We start from the raw sequence: 18,923 nt of genomic DNA, 5'->3' as shown, positions 1-18,923 counted from the left end.
ACCAGGAAACGCTTTCCATATTTAAGATTAACAAAGAAATGACATTTAGACTAGTGAAAATATAATGTTCCATGCCTTCTGAACAATAATTAGATAGGATTCATGTAATTTAGATTTTGGGAAATAGTAACAAATGGTAAAAGACATTTTATGAAAGGAAGGAATTATATGAAAGAAAAAATTATGTTGCTATTTGTAGCAGTTTTACTAGCGGGATCATGGCAAGTATCGACGGTGTTTGGCGATGTGGAAAATAACGAAGTATTTTTTGATTTTAAGAAAAAGGATGAAGAGAAATCAAACAAGAATTCAAAAGAGGATGATAATGGGATACATAAGCATGAAGGATGGATTAAGTACTATGCAAAGGAATTAGGAATTAAAACAGAAGGAAAAGATTTGAAAGAACTAGCAATGGAAGTTAAAGAAGCAAAGATGGAAAAAACAGCAAAAGAACTAGGTGTGGAAACTGAGGGGAAGGATTGGAAGCAATTAGCGAAAGAGCTACATCATGCAAAGGTCTTACAAGAGGCAAAACAATTAGGTGTGGAAACAGAAGGTAAAGAAGCAGAAGAATTGGCTAAAGAAGTTCTTGAACTGAAAGTAACTTCAAAAGCTGAAGAACTCGGAATTGATACAGAAGGAAAAGAATTAAAAGAACTTCTTAAAGAAGTGAAAATGGCAGCCGTTCAAAAAGAAGCAAAAGCCTATGATATTGATACGGAAGGTAAGAAACATCGTGAACTTGTGATGGAACTGCACGAAGCAAAATTGTATGACTCGGCTGATAAGCTAGGAATTGAAACAGAAGGGAAAACACCAGCTGACCTTCTAACCGAAATACTGGAGAAAAATGCCGCTGAAGCAAAAGAGTTAAATATATACCCTTTTGAGGAAAATGAAAATAAATTCTACTTTAAACATCATCATTAGGGGTATAGTCCCCATGTGAGTGTATTCGCATGGGGACTGTCCCTTTTAATAAGTAAACTCTGCTTCTACTTGTGCAATAATTTTATATTGCCCGGGTTCAATTGGTGTCGTTACTCCTTTTTCTGTGGAGGCACCTAATACAAATGGGCGCGGCGGTTCGGATGAATTCCCCGTTAACTCCCTAAGTCGTATAGGTAATGGATTAACCGTAACATCTAGCGTTTTTGCAATTACTTGTGCTTTTTCTTGAGCATCAATTATGGCATTTCCTAGTGCTTGGCGATAATATACGTCTTGGTTAGAAACTGTCATATTAATATTCCGCACAGTATTAGCACCTTGCTCTACAGCAATATCTACAATCTCTCCAACTTTATTAATATCCTTAATTAATACCGTAAGTAAGTTCGTCACTTGATACCCACGAAGTGTTTGAATCCCATTTTCAAAGTTATAAAGGATGTCGATTCGAAATTCGGATGTTTGAATATCTTCTTGTGCAATTCCGCTATTTATAAGTGCGTTAATGACATTCCGCGTTCTTTCGGCATTAATTGTCTGCACCTGTTGCAAGTCTTTTCCTTCAGTAACTACACCTAAAACTACACTTGCTTGATCAGGTTGCACCATTACAGTACCTTCGCCAAGAACTTTTACTGTGTTTCTGTTATTCCTATTTGGAAATTGTCTATGGTATGGATTTAGATAATAATACATATAATCACCTCATTTCATGTATATGGTAAATATATGTAAGTAGGAGTGATAAGTTTCTTTTTGAATTATTGGAATGAAGGGTTGTTAATAGAAATGGTGAGATAATGAGTGCCCGTTGAGGCGGAAAATTCGAATCAACGGGCACTCATCAAGGCAATGAGAGCCCGTTGAGGCGGGAAATTCGAATCAACGGTCACTCATCAAGACAATGAGTGCCCGTTGAGGCAAGAAATCCGAACCCAACGGTCACTCATCAAGGCAATGAGAGCCCGTTGAGGCGGAAAATTCGAATCAACGGTCACTCATCAAGACAATGAGTGCCCGTTGTGGCAAGAAATCCGAACCCAACGGTCACTCATCAAGGCAATGAGTGTCCGTTGAGGCAAGAAAAGCGAACCAACGGTCACTCATCTCGGGAATGAAAGCCCATTTAGGCAAGAATTCCGTAACATCTGTCACTCATCACATAAATAAGGTTTCTTTCGAAGTATACAACTCTCAATTCCTAAGTCACACATCAAGAAAAATATAAAAAAGCACATGAAAAATACATTCATGTGCTTTCTATTATGAAAAACGACCCGCCCAATTAAGCTAAGCGTTTAATACGTTCATCTAAATCTGGGTGTGTCGAGAAGATGGAAGATTTACGCTTGTTGTTAATTTTTAATGTAGCAATAGATGTATCTTCTCCACCCTTAATGCGGCTTGTGTATGCTTTTAAGCTTTCTAATGCATGGCGCATTTTATCTTTGCCCGCAAGGTCTGCTCCACCACGGTCAGCGTGGAATTCACGATGGCGAGAGTATGCGTAAACTACTAAACTTCCTAATATAGAGAAGACAAGTTGGAATACGATAATTGCAATAAAATGAACGATCCATGCAAGTTCTTCTTTTACAAATCGTGATACGATGAAAGCAGCTACACGAGATAAGAATACAACAAATGTATTCACGACACCTTGTAGGAGGGTCATCGTTACCATATCACCATTTGCGATATGGGCAACTTCATGGGCAATAACACCTTCGATAGCGTCATCATCCATTTCTTGTAATAAACCAGTTGATACAGCAACTAATGATTTCTTCTTAGAAGGACCTGTAGCAAATGCATTTACCTCTGGTGAGTTATAAATACCAACCTCAGGCATATGCATGAGGCCAGCAGCTCGTGATAAACGATGTACTTTCTCAACAACTGCTCTTTCATAATCATTCATTGGGCCGTTTGGATTAATTACTTGAACTCCCATGGCACGTTTAGCCATCCAACGTGAAATAGCTAATGAAATGAATGAACCCGAAAAACCAATAATTGCACTAAATATTAATAATGCAGCGAAATCGATTGTACCACTACTAGTAGTATATCCTCTAAACCCTATTAGATTAAGGACAATACTGATCGTTAATAGTACTAAAACGTTTGTAATAATAAAGTAGAAAATTCTCTTTCCCATACTCTCACCTTTCTATTATTTAAATTTTAAAAATTGTTTTTACAGGACAATTACGTTTATTATAAAGGTAATAGCCTTCGTTGTCATCTGGAATATATATATGAACGAGGGAGACAAGTTATTCAAGAAAAGGAGTTGGAGAAAAGTTGGATAAAGTGATACATGCTATTCAAGATGATTATGCAGATGATTATTCCTGGTGCTATGGCTGTGGCCGATTAAATAAACAGGGCCTACAGTTACGAACTGGATGGAACAGAGATAAAACGGTAACAATCTATACTCCACATGAGGAACATAAAGCAATACCTGGTTTTGTTTATGGAGGAGTTATTGCGTCATTAGTTGATTGTCATGGAACAGGTTCAGCAGCTCTCGCTTTACATCGGAAAAATGGTCATGAACCAGGTGATGAAGTCGAACCACCACGATTTGTAACGGCTTCATTACATGTCGATTATTTAAAACCAACTCCTCAAGGTGTACCATTAAAGGCAATTGGTACTATAGAAGAGATTCACCCCAAGAAATGGAAGGTTGTTACAGAAGTATTTGCTAATGACATATGTGTAGTAAAAGGTGAGGTCATTGCCGTTGTCATGCCAAAGTCGTTTATTCAACAATAATTTAAACAAAGGGCTAATTGGATGAATCCAACGGCCCTTTTTCTGTCTAAACATGATAAAATAACACTATATATATCGACAAATTTCGTATGACGAGGTTTCACGCAAAGGAGCTATTAAAGAATGGAGATATTGGACATCGTTGGGGAACTATTTTCAGATGAAATTTCTATTGCGGTTACACGTGGGCAAAAATACGTATATTACAGGCCAAGTAAACGAATTGATTTAAAAATTCGACCAGGGGACCCAGTAAAAGAGGGAACAATTGCTTATAAAGCGTGGGAATCTGAACAAAAGGTTTCGGAGTTTATTGATCGTAATATATTTGGAGTACCATATCATGGCATGGCGGTTCCATTTAAGGAAAATGGAGAAATCGCGGGTTGTGTATTGGCGATTTATCCTGCATATACGGAGGGGAAATCAGTTATTACCTTAAAAACACATGATGGATGGAAACCTATTCCTTTTCACGATGTATATTACATAGAAGTAAAAGATAGAAAGACACATGTATATGCAAAGGAACTTTCTGGAACGCATAAAAATGCCTTACAAGAGTTCGAATATAATCTACCAAGGGACACATTTATCCGATGTCATCGTTCTTTTATTGTCAATGTACATCATATTAAAGAAATTTACCCAGATACCCACTCCACATTTTCACTTGAAATGGTAAATGGAGAGACTGTACCAGTAAGTCAATCCTATTCCAGTTATTTCAGGAAGATGTTAGGGTTTTAATAAAAAATCTGCTTTAGCTATCAATTTTTCTGCTTCAGTCCATTTTCCCTTAATTCCAACATGTTTTCACAATTGTCACAATTTGTACGGTAAAATATATGAAAACGCTTAATTAGGGGGATGGCATATATGGGAAATGTAAAAGAACGTATTAAAGATCCTCTTTTACAAGATAAAGTTGTGTCTGCGGAAGAGGCAGCTTCCTGGATACAAGATGGTATGACATTGGGGTTAAGTGGATTTACTCGTGCAGGTGACGTGAAAGCGGTACCAATGGCATTAGTGAAACGAGCAGAAGCTGGGGAGAAGTTCAAAGTCAATGTCTTCACAGGGGCTTCTTTAGGATCAGATGTAGACAAGTTATTTGCTGAAGTAGGTATTATTAATAAACGCCTTCCATTCCAAGCAGAACCAACGATGAGAAAGAAAATCAATGCTGGGGAGCATCTTTTCGTTGATCATCACTTGTCACATACAGCTGAATTACTACGTGCTAATGTTATTGAACAGGTTGATTATGCAATTTTAGAAGCTATTTCGATAAATGAAGACGGTATGATTATTCCAACAACATCTATCGGAAATTCGCTAGCTTTTGCAGAGAATGCAAAAAATATCATCGTAGAAATTAACCTTGCTCAATCAGAATTATTGGAAGGTCTTCATGATCTATACAGCCCAGGAAAACAGGGAGAGCGTGATCCGATTCCATTAACGAAAGCAAATGATCGAATTGGTACAATCGGAATCCCTGTTGAACCAGGAAAGATTAAAGGAATCGTATTTACAAACCAAGACGACTCACCATCAACAATCGTTGCGCCAGATGAAGAAACCCAAATCATGGCGAATCATTTATTGGATTTCTTACGTAAGGAAATTGAGGCTGGTCGTTTAACGGAGAGATTAGCACCATTACAATCTGGTATTGGTTCCGTAGCAAACGCTGTACTACATGGGATGATAGAATCAGAGTTTACGAATTTAGAAGTGTACTCAGAAGTACTACAAGACGCAGTGTTTGATTTAATTGATGCAGGTAAAGTGGACTTCGCATCTTGCTGTTCTATCACTTTATCAGATGAAAAGATGAAACAAGTATATGGGAATTTTGAAAAATACCGCGATAAATTAATCATGCGTCCACAAGAAATTTCCAACCATCCAGAGATAATTAGACGTCTCGGATTAATTTCTATTAATACTGCATTAGAATTTGATATTTACGGAAACGTTAACTCAACGCATGTATCTGGAACGAAGATGATGAACGGTATTGGTGGTTCAGGAGACTTTGCACGTAATGCTAGACTAGCAATCTTTGTGACAAAGTCTGTTGCAAAAGGTGGTAGCATCTCTAGTATTGTTCCGTTTGTCTCTCATGTAGATCATACAGAACATGATGTTGACGTAGTTGTTACAGAACAAGGCTATGCAGATTTACGAGGACTTGCGCCACGTGAAAGAGTTCCATTAATTATTGAGAATTGTGTACATCCAATGTACCGGGCACAACTTTGGAAGTACTATGAGGAAGCACTTGAGCGGGGTGGGCAGACTCCACATGTATTAGAAAAAGCATTCTCATGGCATGACAATTTTGCTAAATATGGAACAATGCTTGAAAAAGATTTAGTAACGAATTAACAAAGTTATCTAGAAAAAAGGGAATTTGAAAAGTCTTGGGGCAGCTTGACTTTCAAATGATATTCGATTATTTAGGGGCTTGTTTGTGATATAGGACGTGAGTAACCGATTTTCTTTCTGGGGGGAAAGGAAATCGGTTATATTATTTTATGAAACTATTTTTCAATCTGTTTCGTACAATTATAGTAAATAAATGGAGGAAAAGGGTGTTCGTATGGGTTATCAATACTTACAGACTAGTCAATGGTTTAAGGAAGCGTTATGGGCATTTGCTTCTGCAATCATAGCTATTCTTTCTGCAGTTTTGACGGCTAACCAAATTGGTGGATTAGAATATATTGTGTTTGTAATAGCAATTATTCCTGTTGCATTAGGTATCATCCAAGGATTCCACTACATGAACCGCCCTAACCAAGATTATATTTACTTAGCGTCGGATGAGATGGAAATTAATAAAGGGCCATTACGTCCATCAAAAACTATAAGTTACAGAGATATTGACCATTGTGATGAATTTCATGATTATGATCGGATTGTCGTTACAGTCGTGAGGAAAGATAGAAAGGAAATCACGATTCACGGGGAGTGGCTCAGTGACAATGACTTTGCGGAATTGAAGCAAGAATTAATTAATCGAACTGGTAATGAAAAGTTATTTCGTTATCGTGTGGATAGTAAGATGGTTTAGTTGGTTTATTGAAGAAATACCCTTGATGTCTGATAACGATCAAGGGTATTAATATTACTTTAAATCAATCACAATTTCCTCCATCTGAAACTTTTCATAGTCCGCTTTACTATTCTCGGAACGGTAATTCGCCTTGATAGGTTTACCACTCTCGTAATATCCAATCGTATCATTATCGGATAGTTCAACAATTGGTGTTAGGATTAGTTTAGTAGCTTTTGGGTCTAACTTTTCAAAAGTTGAATACATTTTGACACCATAGTGGTCTTGGCCACTACCACGTATGCTTAAAGGGGTGTACGTATTTCCTAAATCATCTTCCACCTCAGCCCAAACAGAACGATTATCCCAGTTATTAATGATTTTATAATCGGAAATGAATGTATGGGTTAAAATGAATGACATTGGTGTAATTCTAATGTTTTCAGCGGTAAATTGAATCCCACTTTTTTCTACCTTTTCCTCGATTGCAATGTTCTTACTCTCAACTGCCTTCACATCAAAAGCAAATTCCCAGTTACCTTCAAAAGTAATCCCTTGGTTATTGGGCTCTGTCGATATACTGTCAATTTTCCAGTTAACTTGGGCTTCATCGAATTCGTAACTACTCATATGGTCGACAGATGAAACACCAATATAGTTACCATCTTCAATTTTTGAAACCTCATCACTTCCAACTAGTCCGCTGTCCCCAAATATTGGTGAACTATTTAACCAAGGACGAGGGCCCAAGTCTTTTTCCGTTTCAATCCTATACGTAACAAATAACTGCTTCCCGTCAAACACCGTATCCATCACACTTATTTTAATCCCATTACTCTCTTCTACTAAATCTAATTTCTTCGCATTCTCATCATATCCGGCATATGTTCCATCACTATTAAAGAACTTAAAGATATTTCCTAGAAACGGGATCTCCTCTGCATATGCTGTGAATGATAGACCAATCATGGCGGAAGTCATTAATCCAAATGTAAGGATAGCCACAGATAATCCCCTTTTCCATTTGTTTTGCTTTCTTTTTTTAACAACCTTTTGCTTTAACCCTGAGGCTAGTTTTTTCTTTTCAAACTCTGTAACTGGAGCAATATCCTCGTCTTTCAATTCCAATTCAATACCATTCAACAATTCGTAAATATCCTTCACCCAAAACTACCTCCTAATATATAGTTTTTGGCATGCTTATTTAATTTTTTTCTTCCTCTAAAGATTCTGCTATCAACAGCAGATTTAGTTAATCCGAGCTTTTCAGCAATTTCCTCTGACCGCATATCAAGGAAGTATCGCATGACTAATATTTTTTGGTCAATTGGATCTAATGTGCGAATAAGGGCTAGGATTTCCTTTTTATTTTCCATTTGAATAATCTCTTTTTCTACTGAATTATCATTAGTAGATTCAATATAATCAGACTCTACTTCTTGCTTTTTGATTGCACTTCGGTAGTAATCAATCGCTTTAAATCTAGCAATCGATGCAACCCAATGTTTGAAATTAGTTGTGTCCCCTTTGAATTTTGCTGCGTTATTCCAAATGGATAGAAAAACATCATTAATGCACTCATCTATTAAACCGTCATTATAAAGCGGTCCAAGTACTTTTATCGTGATTCCTTTTACTAAAGGTAAATAATGATCAACGATATAATCTAGAGCATCTTCTTTTTCCATTTGGAGTCGTCTGACAAAATTCTTATCATTCGATTTCATCTACATGACTCCCTTTAAAGTTATGTAAAAGCTTTTACACTATATAAGACGATAGAAAAAATATTTTTTTGCAAAATTACTTAAAAATGTTGAATTGACATTGTTTTCTTTTATTCTGGTTGAATAGAATGGCAGTTTTGCTCAGGAGAAATTAAGAAGAGGGATTGGAGGGGGGAGGCAGTTCTTTTTTTGAACCGCCCTGTTGATTAATTTACCTTAATTGGGTGAGCTTCACCAAATTTTCTTTCCGCAGCATGATAAGTCGGTCCAACCATATCATTATAAGAGAATCCGTGTTCAATCGCCGTTGTAACGAAACTTTTTGCTAAATGTACTGCTTCTTCAACGGTCTTCCCTTTTGCTAGATATGCACAGATTGCTGCCGAATACGTACATCCTGCCCCACTTGTATTTACCGTATCAATCCGTGGTGCTTCAAATGTTGTTAATGTCTTTCCGTCATATAGCACATCCACTGCAGGGCCAGAAAGACGCCCGCCTTTTACAAGGACATACTTTGCTCCTAATTCATATAAATCAATAGCAGCTTGCTTTAGTTCTTCCACATTTGAAATGGAACGGTCATCTAATAAGAACGAGGCCTCTGGTATATTAGGTGTAATGATGGTAGCTAATGGAATTAGTTTTTCTTTTAATGCCGTGATGGCATCATCTGCTAATAATTTAGAATCTAGTTTTCCAACCATTACCGGGTCAACGACAATGTGTGGAATCGAAGAACCTTGAATAAGTTCAGCGGCAGTTTCAATTACTGCTGTTGAAAATAGCATTCCAGTTTTTAATGCATCGGCCCCAACTTGTTTCATCGCAGTATCGAATTGCGCTTCAATTGCCTCTATAGTCATTGGATGTACATTTTTATCTGTTTTAGGGTGTCTTCCTACAATTGCTGTAACAACACTCATCCCATAAACATCTATTTCTTGAAACGTTTTTAAGTCTGCTTGAATTCCAGCACTTCCTCCTGAAGCAGAACCAGCAATGGTCATAACTCGTGATGGATAGTTCATCTGATTACCCTTCCTTTATATCGATTTAGATTTGTTAGTAATTTTGTCTATATTTTATCATTTATTGGATTTGTAAGGATACCAATAAGGGTTATGCTAATCATTGTCCGTTAAAATAGTATTCCTATCATTGGACATGGTAAAATAATGCTTATGTTGAGAAAGTAAAAGAGGGAAAACAATGGCAAATAATTATGGATTACCATTTCAAGTATCAAAAACAGAAAATTTTTATGATAGATTAGGCGACTATGTTGGCGATGTCTTTTATGATATTTTACCGGAGCAAGGCTTTGAAACACGTGATGAACAAATCTTCATGGCTTTTCAGTTGGAAAATACATTTAAGAACAAGCGAACAATTTTTGCTGAAGCTGGCGTAGGGACAGGGAAAACTCTTGCTTATCTTATTTATGCGATTTGTTATGCAAGATACATAGGAAAACCAGCTATTATCTCCTGTGCGGATGAAACGTTAATCGAACAGCTCGTCAAAAAAGGCGGCGATATCGAGAAACTTGAGAAAGCACTCGGTATGAATGTTGACGTTAGGTTGGCAAAAGCGCGGGAAAACTATGTATGTGCTCGAAAGTTAGATCAACTTATTGAAGTAACCGATGATAGAGATATTGTAAAAGTCTACGATGAAATCCCTGATTTTGTCTTTGATACAAGCTCGGCAAAGAAAACATTTGAACGTTATGGAGATAGAAAAGAATATCCTTGGGTGTCAGATGAAACGTGGGAGAAAATTGCTTGGGATCCACTCCAACAATGTTCAACTTGTCAATTAAGGCATCGAAGTGGTCAAACATTAAATCGTGAATATTACCGACATGCAAAGGATATTATTATTTGTTCCCATGATTTTTATATGGAACATGTGTGGACGAAAGAATCGAGAAAACGTGAGGGGCAAATTCCATTATTACCAGAGGCAAGTGCAGTTATATTTGATGAAGGGCACCTACTTGAGTTCTCTGCCCAAAAAGGACTAACATATCGTTTTCATTCTGAAACGCTAAATCAAGTTTTAACAGGGTATATGGGACAGGATGTACGTGAAGAATCGTTATACTTGATTGAAGATATTTTAACATTGCATGAAGATTGGTTTGATATATTAAGTGAATCAGCAATAGGAGTGACTGGCTCTAACCGAAAAGAGGTAGAAGCAACAGCTGCAATGCTCGACTTAGTTTCCAATCTATATGAAAAAGTAGAAAAACTACTTGATCAGCTTGTGTTTGATGCAGAGATGTTTACGATTGACGGTTATCATTTAAAAATTATTGAGGAGTATTTAGAGTTTTACCATTATGGGTTGTCTATCTTTCTTAAAGAAGATGAGGGGATCTTTTGGATTGAAGAAAATCAAGAAACAACGACTCTAGTACTCATGCCTAGACTGGTTGAAGATGTATTAAAGAAAGAAGTTTTTTCGAAAAAGATTCCATTTGTCTTTTCATCTGCGACCCTTTCACAAGGGGGAGACTTCTCCTACTTAGCTAACAGTTTGGGAATTGATGATTATGATTCCTTTACTGTAGAGTCTCCTTTTGATTATGAATCACAAATGCAGTTAATAGGACGAGTGGAAAAGGATAAAGATGTCAAGTGGAATGAAATTAGTAAACAAATGCTTGATAATAAAGGTAGTTCATTAGTACTCTTCTCTACTATGGAGGAAATGGAAGAATTCCGAAATTGGGCAAAAGAATTAAACTGGCCATTTGAGTTGTTGTTCGAAGGGGATAAGGAGATTAGCGAGATCATTAATCAATTCCAAACAGATACAAGTTCAGTATTATGTGCCCATCACTTATGGGAAGGACTTGATATTCCAGGTGAAGCTTTGACACAAGTTATCATCTCTTCCCTTCCATTCCCGCCACATGATCCAGTATTTAAAGCAAAACGCAAGGATGTAACTGATCCAGAAAGAGAAGTGGATGTTCCGTACATGCTATTACGACTAAGACAAGGAATAGGAAGATTAATTCGTACAAATGATGACCACGGAAAAATTCATCTATGGGTGAAAGAAGTAGAATGGAATAAATACAAGAAAGAAATACAAAGTGTTATGCCTATTGAGATAAAATGGGATTAGAGAGAAGCGGCTGCTCATGAACATTTATTAACTGAATTAGAGTGAAAAGTAGATGATGAAGTTTATCATAAACATTTTAAGAGAAAATTAAAGATAAAAGTACATGAAGAAGCTTCTCATAAACAATTTCAGAGAAGATTGGAGTAAAATGTATATGAGGATGCATCTCATATACATTTTGGTCGGAAATTAGATTAAAAAGTACGTGAGCAACCTTCTCGTAAACGTTTTCGAGAAAAAAACAAATGGAACGTTAATGATAAAGAATTCTCGAAACACATATAGTAAAGTGAAAAAGACAGAGTCACTATTCTACAGTGATTCTGTCTTTTTTTTATTTTCTATCTCAATCAATTAATGATACAAAATGCCTTAAAATCTTCGCTGTTAATCCCCAAATTACTTTATCCTCGTACTTATAAAATAATTCTTCAATAGGACGTGTTTTCCAATTATATTTTTCTCCACCTACAATTAGATCAAACGGGAAATTCTCTTCTGGAGTTAGGTGTACATTAACTTTAAAGGATTTAGGTGTGTACTGTTTGAGGTATGATAATGGAACAGTAAATACTTCTTCTACTTCAGCTGGGTTTGGAGAAATTTCGTCAATGGATGTAATGGTCCCAACGAATGGATAAATTATTCTACCCATATCGGCAACAACATAATCAATCGGTGTGACGTTAGATATAGAATCTTCATTAATCCCTAATTCTTCCGTTGTTTCACGAATAGCACAATATGTTGCTGTTTGATCATCTGGATCGATTCTTCCTCCAGGAAAACATATATCTCCTGGTTGACTACGCATTAGCATGGAACGGACTTCGAATAATATATGGGTTTCCCCATCAACTTCGACGAGTGGAATAAGTACTGCCGATTGTCTGTATTTGTCAGCTCCCATGATTCCGGGCTGTCTCTTCGCTAAAGTATTTACTATAGTCGTTATTTCTTTGTTCAAGATTCCTCCCCCCTCTCTCTATTTTAGTCCATTATACTAATTATTTGCGGAATTACACCATTAATTTATTATTGCGTTTTAATTTCTTAAAATTAGACAATCTAAGGATGTGCACTAAGAAAGGTGGCATACAATGAATAAATTAAGGAGGATGGCAATGGGAATTTTAAGTGGAAATCCACAAGATGAGCCGATGCATTATGGTGAGGTATTTGGTGTATGGACTGCAGTAGTTACAGAAAAAGCTTGTATTGCGGCATACCAAACATTACTTAATCACGCAGGTGATGAGGATTTAAAGAAATTAATTCAAGAAGCAATTGAACAAGCGAAACAACAGGAAGAAAGTTTAGAAGCACTGTTAAAAGCAAATGGAGTTGGCTTACCACCGTCACCACCTGAGCGACCGCAAGCGGATTTGGAATCTATTCCTCCGGGGGCTCGTTTCATGGATAATGAAATTGCAGCAAAAATGTCAGCGGATGTTGCTGCAGGACTAGTAGCGGCAAGTGGCATGATTGGCCAATCAATAAGAGAAGATATAGCTACTTTATTCGGTACTATGCATACACAAAAAGCTGCCTTTGGTGCGAAATTACTTCGTCTCAATAAAGAAAAAGGCTGGTTAGTACCCCCACCATTACATTTATCTAATGTTGATGAGAAGTAATAGAAATTGAAAAGGTAAAAAAGGTGGTGATTGATAATCATCACCTTTTTTTGTGGTGTACTAGTCTGCGCAAGTTAGCAGAAATTATGTAATAAATTTTAATATATGACATTTGTCATATACAACTCCTGACGAATATGACTTATATTTTTGCTCATTTCCACCTATCATAAATAAAAAGATATTGTTACTAGGAGGAACAAAATGAGTAAACAAAAACAAGCGCAATTAAGAAAAAGTGTTTTACCATTTGCAAAATCAAATACAAGGGCAAGTATCTTTCAGATGATCAATACGTTCATCCCATTATTCCTTCTTTGGTTTCTAGCATATCAGAGTCTTGCTGTCTCGATTTGGTTATCCATCCCCTTCATTATTCTAGCAGCAGGTTTTGTAGTTAGAACATTTATTATCTTTCACGATTGTACCCACATGTCATTTTTCCAAAATAATAAGGCAAACCGAATTGTCGGGACGATCACTGGCATAATTACACACTTTGCTTTTGAAAAATGGAAATGGAGCCACTCCATCCATCATGCAACAAGCAGTAATTTAGACAAACGTGGAATAGGTGATGTTTGGGTAATGACGGTAGATGAATATGTTAATGCTTCGTTATGGCGACGATTAGCTTATCGTTTATATCGAAATCCATTCATCATGTTTGGCTTAGGTCCACTATACTTATTCTTAATATCTAATCGTTTCAACCGTAAAGGAGCAAGAAAGAAAGAACGATTAAATACGTATCTTATTAACATAAGTATTGCATTAATATATGCCGGATTAATATGGCTAGTTGGCTGGCAGGCATTTCTCATCATTCAATTACCAATATTATTTATCGCAGGTGCGGCAGGAATTTGGTTGTTCTATGTACAACACCAATTTGAAGATTCTTACTTTGAAAATGAAGAGGAATGGGATTATGTCAAGGCTGCGGTTGATGGAAGCTCTTACTATAAACTTCCTAAAATCATAGAATGGTTAACTGGTAGTATCGGTTATCATCATGTTCACCATTTAAGCCCAAGGGTACCGAATTATAACTTAGAAAAAGCACATGAATCTACACCACCATTGCAAAAGGCTACGACAATTACTTTAAAGACTAGTTTAAAATCGATTCGTTTTCGTTTGTATGATGAGAAAACAAAGTCATTTGTTAGCTTTAAAGAGATTAAACAATACTTAAAAGATCAAAAAGAAAAATTCGAGATCCCTACAAGACGAACTAGTATTCAAGATAAGTAGTATATCATGACGAAACCCTCAATATAGAGGGTTTTTGTCATACCTTTTATTTGCTATACTGGGAGAAACATGAGGTCGGAGGTCTACTATGCAAAAGTGGTATCATATTTTCACTAAAAATACCGGATTAAGTATTTACATATGGATTGTATTTTGTATCTTGCCATTTTACTTTGTCATTCGATTCTCCACTCCTACAGAGATTTTAGTTGGAGTAGCAATGATTGTTTTATTTTTTGCTACGTTCCGATTATCGTTTATTAAGGAAGGCTGGACCGTTTATTTGTCGGTTGGCGTTGAAATGGCAATTAGTATTGGAATGATTTTATCTTTCGGCTATGTATATTTCTCCCTATTCCTTGCATTTTTTATTGGTAACATCCAAAACAAAAAAGGCTTTATTACACTGTATGTTGTACATTTAGTGACAACGATTACTGCTACAACGATTGGCTTTTTTACACAAAGTGAAATTTTCTTCACACAATTTCCATTTATCCTAATTAGTGTGGTCGGTGTCATACTTTTACCTTTTAATATGTATAATCGAATTAAGCGAGAAATGCTCGAACATCAATTGGAAGATGCCAATCAAAGAATATCCCAACTGATTGTAATGGAAGAAAGGCAACGAATTGCTCGAGATTTACATGATACATTAGGGCAGAAGCTCTCACTTATTGGTTTAAAGAGTGATTTAGCTGGTAAACTGCTACATAAACATCCAGATAGGGTATTGGAAGAAATACAAGATATCCACCAAACAGCAAGAACGGCATTAAAAGAAGTTCGGGAAATGGTCTCAGATATGCGAAGTACGAATTTGGCGGATGAGGTTACACATGCAAAGCAGGTAATTGAAGCAGCAGAGATGAAATTTTATTTAGAAGGTAATCCCAAGCTAAAAGATACCCCATTATTAGTGGAAAATGTCCTCGGTATGTGTTTGAAAGAAGCAGTTACCAATGTTGTGAAACATAGTAAGGCACGCATATGTAGGGTTAAGATCCAGCAACTACCAAGTGAAGTTTGTATTATTGTCCAAGATGATGGGATTGGTATAGAAAGCACCGACACAACAAAAGGGAATGGGCTACGTGGCATGAGAGAGCGGCTAGATTTCGTAAATGGGAACTTAGAGCTAGAGGTTAGTAACGGAACCGTTCTATCGATAAAGATTCCAAATGTTATTCAACAAATATCAGAGGAGAGGTTGTCATGATTCGGATTGTAATTGCAGAGGACCAACGGCTACTACTTGGTGCATTGGGATCCTTACTTGATTTAGAAGACGATATGGTTGTTGTAGGAAAAGCGAAGGACGGGGAAGAAGCGTTACAACTAATTCATCAACTTCAGCCTGATATTTGTATTATGGATATTGAAATGCCGCTGAAAAGTGGTCTAGATGTAGCGGAGGAGATAAAGGAACTTGATTGTAAAGTAATCATTTTAACAACCTTTGCTAGAGCTGGGTATTTCGAGCGGGCACGTAATGCAAATGTCAGTGGATATCTATTAAAAGATAGTCCAAGTGAGGAATTAGCTAACTCGATTCGAACTATTATGGATGGTAGGAAAATTTATGCTCCAGAATTAGTTGATATAGCCTACAATAAAGAGGAAAACCCATTATCTGAGCGGGAAGAACAAGTCATCAAACTTATCGCGGAAGGTAAGAATACGAAAGAAATTGCTAATCAACTATACTTAACGACTGGAACCGTAAGGAATTATGTATCTGTTATTTTAGATAAATTAGATGTAAGCAATCGAATTGAAGCTATAGCACGCTTTCGTGAAAAAGGTTGGCATAAATAAGAGAAGGCTATCTGTGTAAAAGCAGATAGCCTTTTCTTATTTTTCAAAAGTATAGAAAAGGGAGTGAAGCTAAAAATATATCTTGTTATAGTTGACGGACTGGATAAAACAATGTATTGTAAACTTATGTTTAAAAATAAACAAATGTTTGGAGGTGTGAACCTGTGAACGAAACGTTGAATATAAATGAACAGAAGTTATTTCAATTAATTAAAGAAAATCCTTTTGTTTCCCAACAAGAACTAGCGGAAAAAATGAATTTGTCACGGCCATCAGTCGCAAATCTCATATCTGGGCTAGTCAAAAAAGGCTATATTAAAGGGAAAGCATATATTGTAAATGAATCTACTCACATCACATGTATTGGTGGTGCAAACGTAGACCGGAAATATTATGTAAAAGGAAAATTGCAACTTGAAACTTCTAATCCAATCCGATCTACCCAAAGTACTGGTGGAGTTGCAAGAAACGTTGCGGAAAACTTAGGCAGATTAGGCTTAGATGTATCGCTTGTAACAGCACATGGACAAGATGCGGAGTGGAAGTATATTGAGGAGACCTCGGCTAGTTTTATGAATTTAGAACATGCAATTCCCTTACAAGAGGAAGCAACCGGGTCTTATACGGCAATCATAAATGAGAATGGGGATATGGTTCTTGCTTTAGCAGACATGGATATTTACGATTTATTAACACCAGAACTATTGCAAGCTCATTTATCTGGATTTGCTAATTCTACATGTATTATTGCAGACTTAAATCTACCTGGAGAAACGATCACTTATTTACACCAGTTGGCAACTCAACGTAATATACCACTAATTTTAATCACGGTCTCAGCACCTAAAATGGACAGGCTACCAAGTGATTTAAATGGAATTACGTGGCTCATTACAAACCGGGATGAAACAGAAGCGTATTTTAATAAGCCTATTGAGAGTGAGACAGATTGGAAAGAAGCCGTACAAAAATGGCTTGATTTAGGTATTGAACATGTTGTTATTACTAATGGTACCGAAGGCTCGATGTTTGGTAGTGGAAAAGAAGGAATTCAACACGTTCCAGCATTAAAAGTGGAACATATTGAAGATGTCACTGGAGCAGGAGATGCGTTTTCAGCTGCAGTTATTTATTCCTGGTTAGAGGGAAAAAGTCTTGTTGAAATTGCCAATGCTGCAACGGTGAATGCAGCAAAGACAATTCAAACGAAATATACAGTAAGGCAAGATCTTTCAGCAGTTCAATTACAAAAAGACATGGAGGAATTAATATGAAAAACTACGTAGTATTATCAGAAGAAGTAAAACAGGCAAAAGAACAAGGTAAGCCAGTTGTCGCATTAGAATCAACGATTATCTCTCACGGTATGCCATATCCACAAAACGTTCAAACGGCTCGTGAAGTAGAACAAATTATCCGTGACAATGGTGCAGTACCTGCTACCATTGCATTAATTGATGGAAAGATTAAAGTTGGTTTAACAGATGATGAATTAGAGCAATTTGGTAATAGTCAAGGTGTTGCAAAAGTATCTCGTCGTGACTTACCGTATATTTTAGCAACGAAGCAATTAGGGGCGACTACAGTTGCAGCAACAATGATTTGTGCAGAATTAGCTGATATTAAGATCTTTGTTACTGGTGGAATTGGTGGAGTACACCGTGGCGCAGAAACTACAATGGATATCTCAGCAGACTTAGAAGAACTTGGACAAACAAATGTAGCAGTAATATGTGCTGGTGCGAAATCTATCCTAGACTTAGGACTAACAATGGAATATTTAGAAACAAAAGGTGTTCCAGTGATTGGTTACCAAACAGATGTATTACCTGCTTTCTATACTCGTCGTAGTGAATATAAAGTTAACTTCCAAGCTGATGATGTTAATACAATTGCAGGTACATTAAAAGCGAAATGGGATCTAAACCTACATGGTGGAGCAGTAATTGCTAACCCAATTCCAGAAGAATATGCAATGCCTGAAGATGAAATTAATACAGCTATCGAATCTGCAGTTAAAGAAGCAGAAGAAAAAGGAATCGCTGGTAAAGACACAACTCCATTTTTACTTGGTAAAATTAAAGAGATTACAGCAGGTAAGAGTCTAGATGCTAATATTGCATTAGTGAAAAACAATGCTGTTGTCGGAGCGAAATTAGCAGTAGAATTAAATAAATTGGCGTAATTATATTTTTGAGGTTGACTTCGGTTGACCTCTTTTTGTTTGTGACTGGGACTGTAGTCTCATTAACATTTCAAGGTAAATTTGTGATAGAAAAGTATATGAGTGGCATTCTCATAAACATTTCAGTGAATTTTTGTTTTGGAAAGTATATGAGCGGCATTCTCATGAACATTACAAGTGAATTTTGTGTTAGAAAAGTATACGAGCGGCATTCTCATAAACATTACAAGTGAATTTTGTGTTAGAAAAGTATACGAGCAGCGTTCTCATGATCATTACAGGTGAAATATTGTCTTATAAAGTATATGAGCCACTTTCTCACAAACAATTCCAAGGTGATTTTA

Annotated in this window: 18 protein-coding genes; 12 read left to right on the top strand and 6 right to left on the bottom strand. The window is 36.6% G+C overall.

Going from position 1 to position 18,923, the window contains the following annotated elements; translation table 11 throughout:
• Window positions 1-168: 168 nt before the first annotated feature.
• On the top strand, window positions 169-933 hold the full coding sequence (locus IEV35_RS14075; protein ID WP_188385299.1) for a hypothetical protein: 765 nt from the start codon (window positions 169-171) through the stop codon (window positions 931-933).
• 45 nt (window positions 934-978) lie between these two features.
• Here the strand turns inward: IEV35_RS14075 and IEV35_RS14070 are convergent, their stop codons facing one another.
• Both IEV35_RS14070 and htpX read right to left on the bottom strand, forming a co-directional pair.
• Window positions 979-1,650, bottom strand: a complete 672-nt coding sequence (locus IEV35_RS14070) for an SIMPL domain-containing protein (protein ID WP_188385298.1) — start codon at window positions 1,648-1,650, stop codon at window positions 979-981.
• A 589-nt stretch (window positions 1,651-2,239) separates the two neighbouring features.
• Window positions 2,240-3,115 (bottom strand): protease HtpX, encoded by an 876-nt coding sequence (gene htpX, locus IEV35_RS14065; RefSeq protein ID WP_188385297.1) that lies wholly within the window; start codon window positions 3,113-3,115, stop codon window positions 2,240-2,242.
• A 146-nt stretch (window positions 3,116-3,261) separates the two neighbouring features.
• Between htpX and IEV35_RS14060 the strand changes: the two genes are divergently transcribed.
• The 4 genes from IEV35_RS14060 to IEV35_RS14045 all read left to right on the top strand — a co-directional run bounded on the left by IEV35_RS14060 (window position 3,262) and on the right by IEV35_RS14045 (window position 6,826).
• Window positions 3,262-3,741 (top strand): PaaI family thioesterase, encoded by a 480-nt coding sequence (locus IEV35_RS14060; protein WP_188385296.1) that lies wholly within the window; start codon window positions 3,262-3,264, stop codon window positions 3,739-3,741.
• 123 nt (window positions 3,742-3,864) lie between these two features.
• The gene (locus IEV35_RS14055; RefSeq protein ID WP_188385295.1) at window positions 3,865-4,491 is read left to right on the top strand and encodes a LytTR family DNA-binding domain-containing protein; all 627 of its coding nucleotides are present in this window, start codon (window positions 3,865-3,867) and stop codon (window positions 4,489-4,491) included.
• Between the two features lie 129 nt (window positions 4,492-4,620).
• Entirely contained in the window at window positions 4,621-6,138 is a 1,518-nt protein-coding gene (gene scpC / locus IEV35_RS14050; RefSeq protein WP_188385294.1) for a succinyl-CoA:acetate CoA-transferase ScpC, read from the top strand.
• Window positions 6,139-6,352: 214 nt separating this feature from the next.
• Entirely contained in the window at window positions 6,353-6,826 is a 474-nt protein-coding gene (locus IEV35_RS14045) for a hypothetical protein (protein WP_188385293.1), read from the top strand.
• A 54-nt stretch (window positions 6,827-6,880) separates the two neighbouring features.
• On the opposite strand, the gene IEV35_RS14040 is transcribed toward IEV35_RS14045, so the two are convergent.
• The 3 genes from IEV35_RS14040 to thiD form a co-directional block, all read right to left on the bottom strand.
• The gene (locus tag IEV35_RS14040) at window positions 6,881-7,972 is read right to left on the bottom strand and encodes a DUF4179 domain-containing protein (protein ID WP_188385292.1); all 1,092 of its coding nucleotides are present in this window, start codon (window positions 7,970-7,972) and stop codon (window positions 6,881-6,883) included.
• A complete protein-coding gene (locus IEV35_RS14035) occupies window positions 7,969-8,535 on the bottom strand; it encodes a sigma-70 family RNA polymerase sigma factor (RefSeq protein ID WP_188385291.1) in 567 nt (188 codons plus the stop codon). Before IEV35_RS14035 ends, IEV35_RS14040 begins: the two co-directional genes overlap by 4 nt.
• Before the next feature lie 206 nt (window positions 8,536-8,741).
• A complete protein-coding gene (thiD, locus tag IEV35_RS14030) occupies window positions 8,742-9,566 on the bottom strand; it encodes a bifunctional hydroxymethylpyrimidine kinase/phosphomethylpyrimidine kinase (RefSeq protein ID WP_188385290.1) in 825 nt (274 codons plus the stop codon).
• Window positions 9,567-9,747: 181 nt separating this feature from the next.
• Between thiD and IEV35_RS14025 the strand changes: the two genes are divergently transcribed.
• Window positions 9,748-11,679 (top strand): ATP-dependent DNA helicase, encoded by a 1,932-nt coding sequence (locus tag IEV35_RS14025; protein ID WP_188385289.1) that lies wholly within the window; start codon window positions 9,748-9,750, stop codon window positions 11,677-11,679.
• Window positions 11,680-12,025: 346 nt separating this feature from the next.
• On the opposite strand, the gene IEV35_RS14020 is transcribed toward IEV35_RS14025, so the two are convergent.
• Entirely contained in the window at window positions 12,026-12,589 is a 564-nt protein-coding gene (locus IEV35_RS14020; protein ID WP_188385325.1) for an NUDIX hydrolase, read from the bottom strand.
• A 214-nt stretch (window positions 12,590-12,803) separates the two neighbouring features.
• Here IEV35_RS14020 and IEV35_RS14015 point away from each other — a divergent pair, with 214 nt between their 5' ends.
• From IEV35_RS14015 to IEV35_RS13990, 6 genes are all read left to right on the top strand, one after another.
• A complete protein-coding gene (locus tag IEV35_RS14015) occupies window positions 12,804-13,316 on the top strand; it encodes a DUF3231 family protein (protein WP_188385324.1) in 513 nt (170 codons plus the stop codon).
• Between the two features lie 204 nt (window positions 13,317-13,520).
• Complete coding sequence (gene desA, locus IEV35_RS14010; protein ID WP_188385288.1) at window positions 13,521-14,573, top strand: Delta(5) desaturase DesA; 1,053 nt, start codon at window positions 13,521-13,523, stop codon at window positions 14,571-14,573.
• 88 nt (window positions 14,574-14,661) lie between these two features.
• Window positions 14,662-15,795 (top strand): sensor histidine kinase, encoded by a 1,134-nt coding sequence (locus IEV35_RS14005; RefSeq protein ID WP_188385287.1) that lies wholly within the window; start codon window positions 14,662-14,664, stop codon window positions 15,793-15,795.
• Window positions 15,792-16,394 (top strand): response regulator transcription factor, encoded by a 603-nt coding sequence (locus IEV35_RS14000; protein ID WP_188385286.1) that lies wholly within the window; start codon window positions 15,792-15,794, stop codon window positions 16,392-16,394. The genes IEV35_RS14005 and IEV35_RS14000 overlap by 4 nt, the downstream gene beginning before the upstream one ends.
• Before the next feature lie 164 nt (window positions 16,395-16,558).
• The gene (locus tag IEV35_RS13995) at window positions 16,559-17,668 is read left to right on the top strand and encodes a PfkB family carbohydrate kinase (protein WP_229740757.1); all 1,110 of its coding nucleotides are present in this window, start codon (window positions 16,559-16,561) and stop codon (window positions 17,666-17,668) included.
• Window positions 17,665-18,579: a pseudouridine-5'-phosphate glycosidase gene (locus tag IEV35_RS13990; protein ID WP_188385285.1), complete on the top strand. Its 915-nt coding sequence runs from the start codon at window positions 17,665-17,667 to the stop codon at window positions 18,577-18,579. The genes IEV35_RS13995 and IEV35_RS13990 overlap by 4 nt, the downstream gene beginning before the upstream one ends.
• Window positions 18,580-18,923: the final 344 nt, after the last annotated feature.

It is taken from the genome of Ornithinibacillus halotolerans (genome assembly GCF_014637405.1).
GTDB lineage: Bacteria > Bacillota > Bacilli > Bacillales > Amphibacillaceae > Ornithinibacillus > Ornithinibacillus halotolerans.
This window is presented reverse-complemented; position numbering and strand designations above follow the sequence as displayed.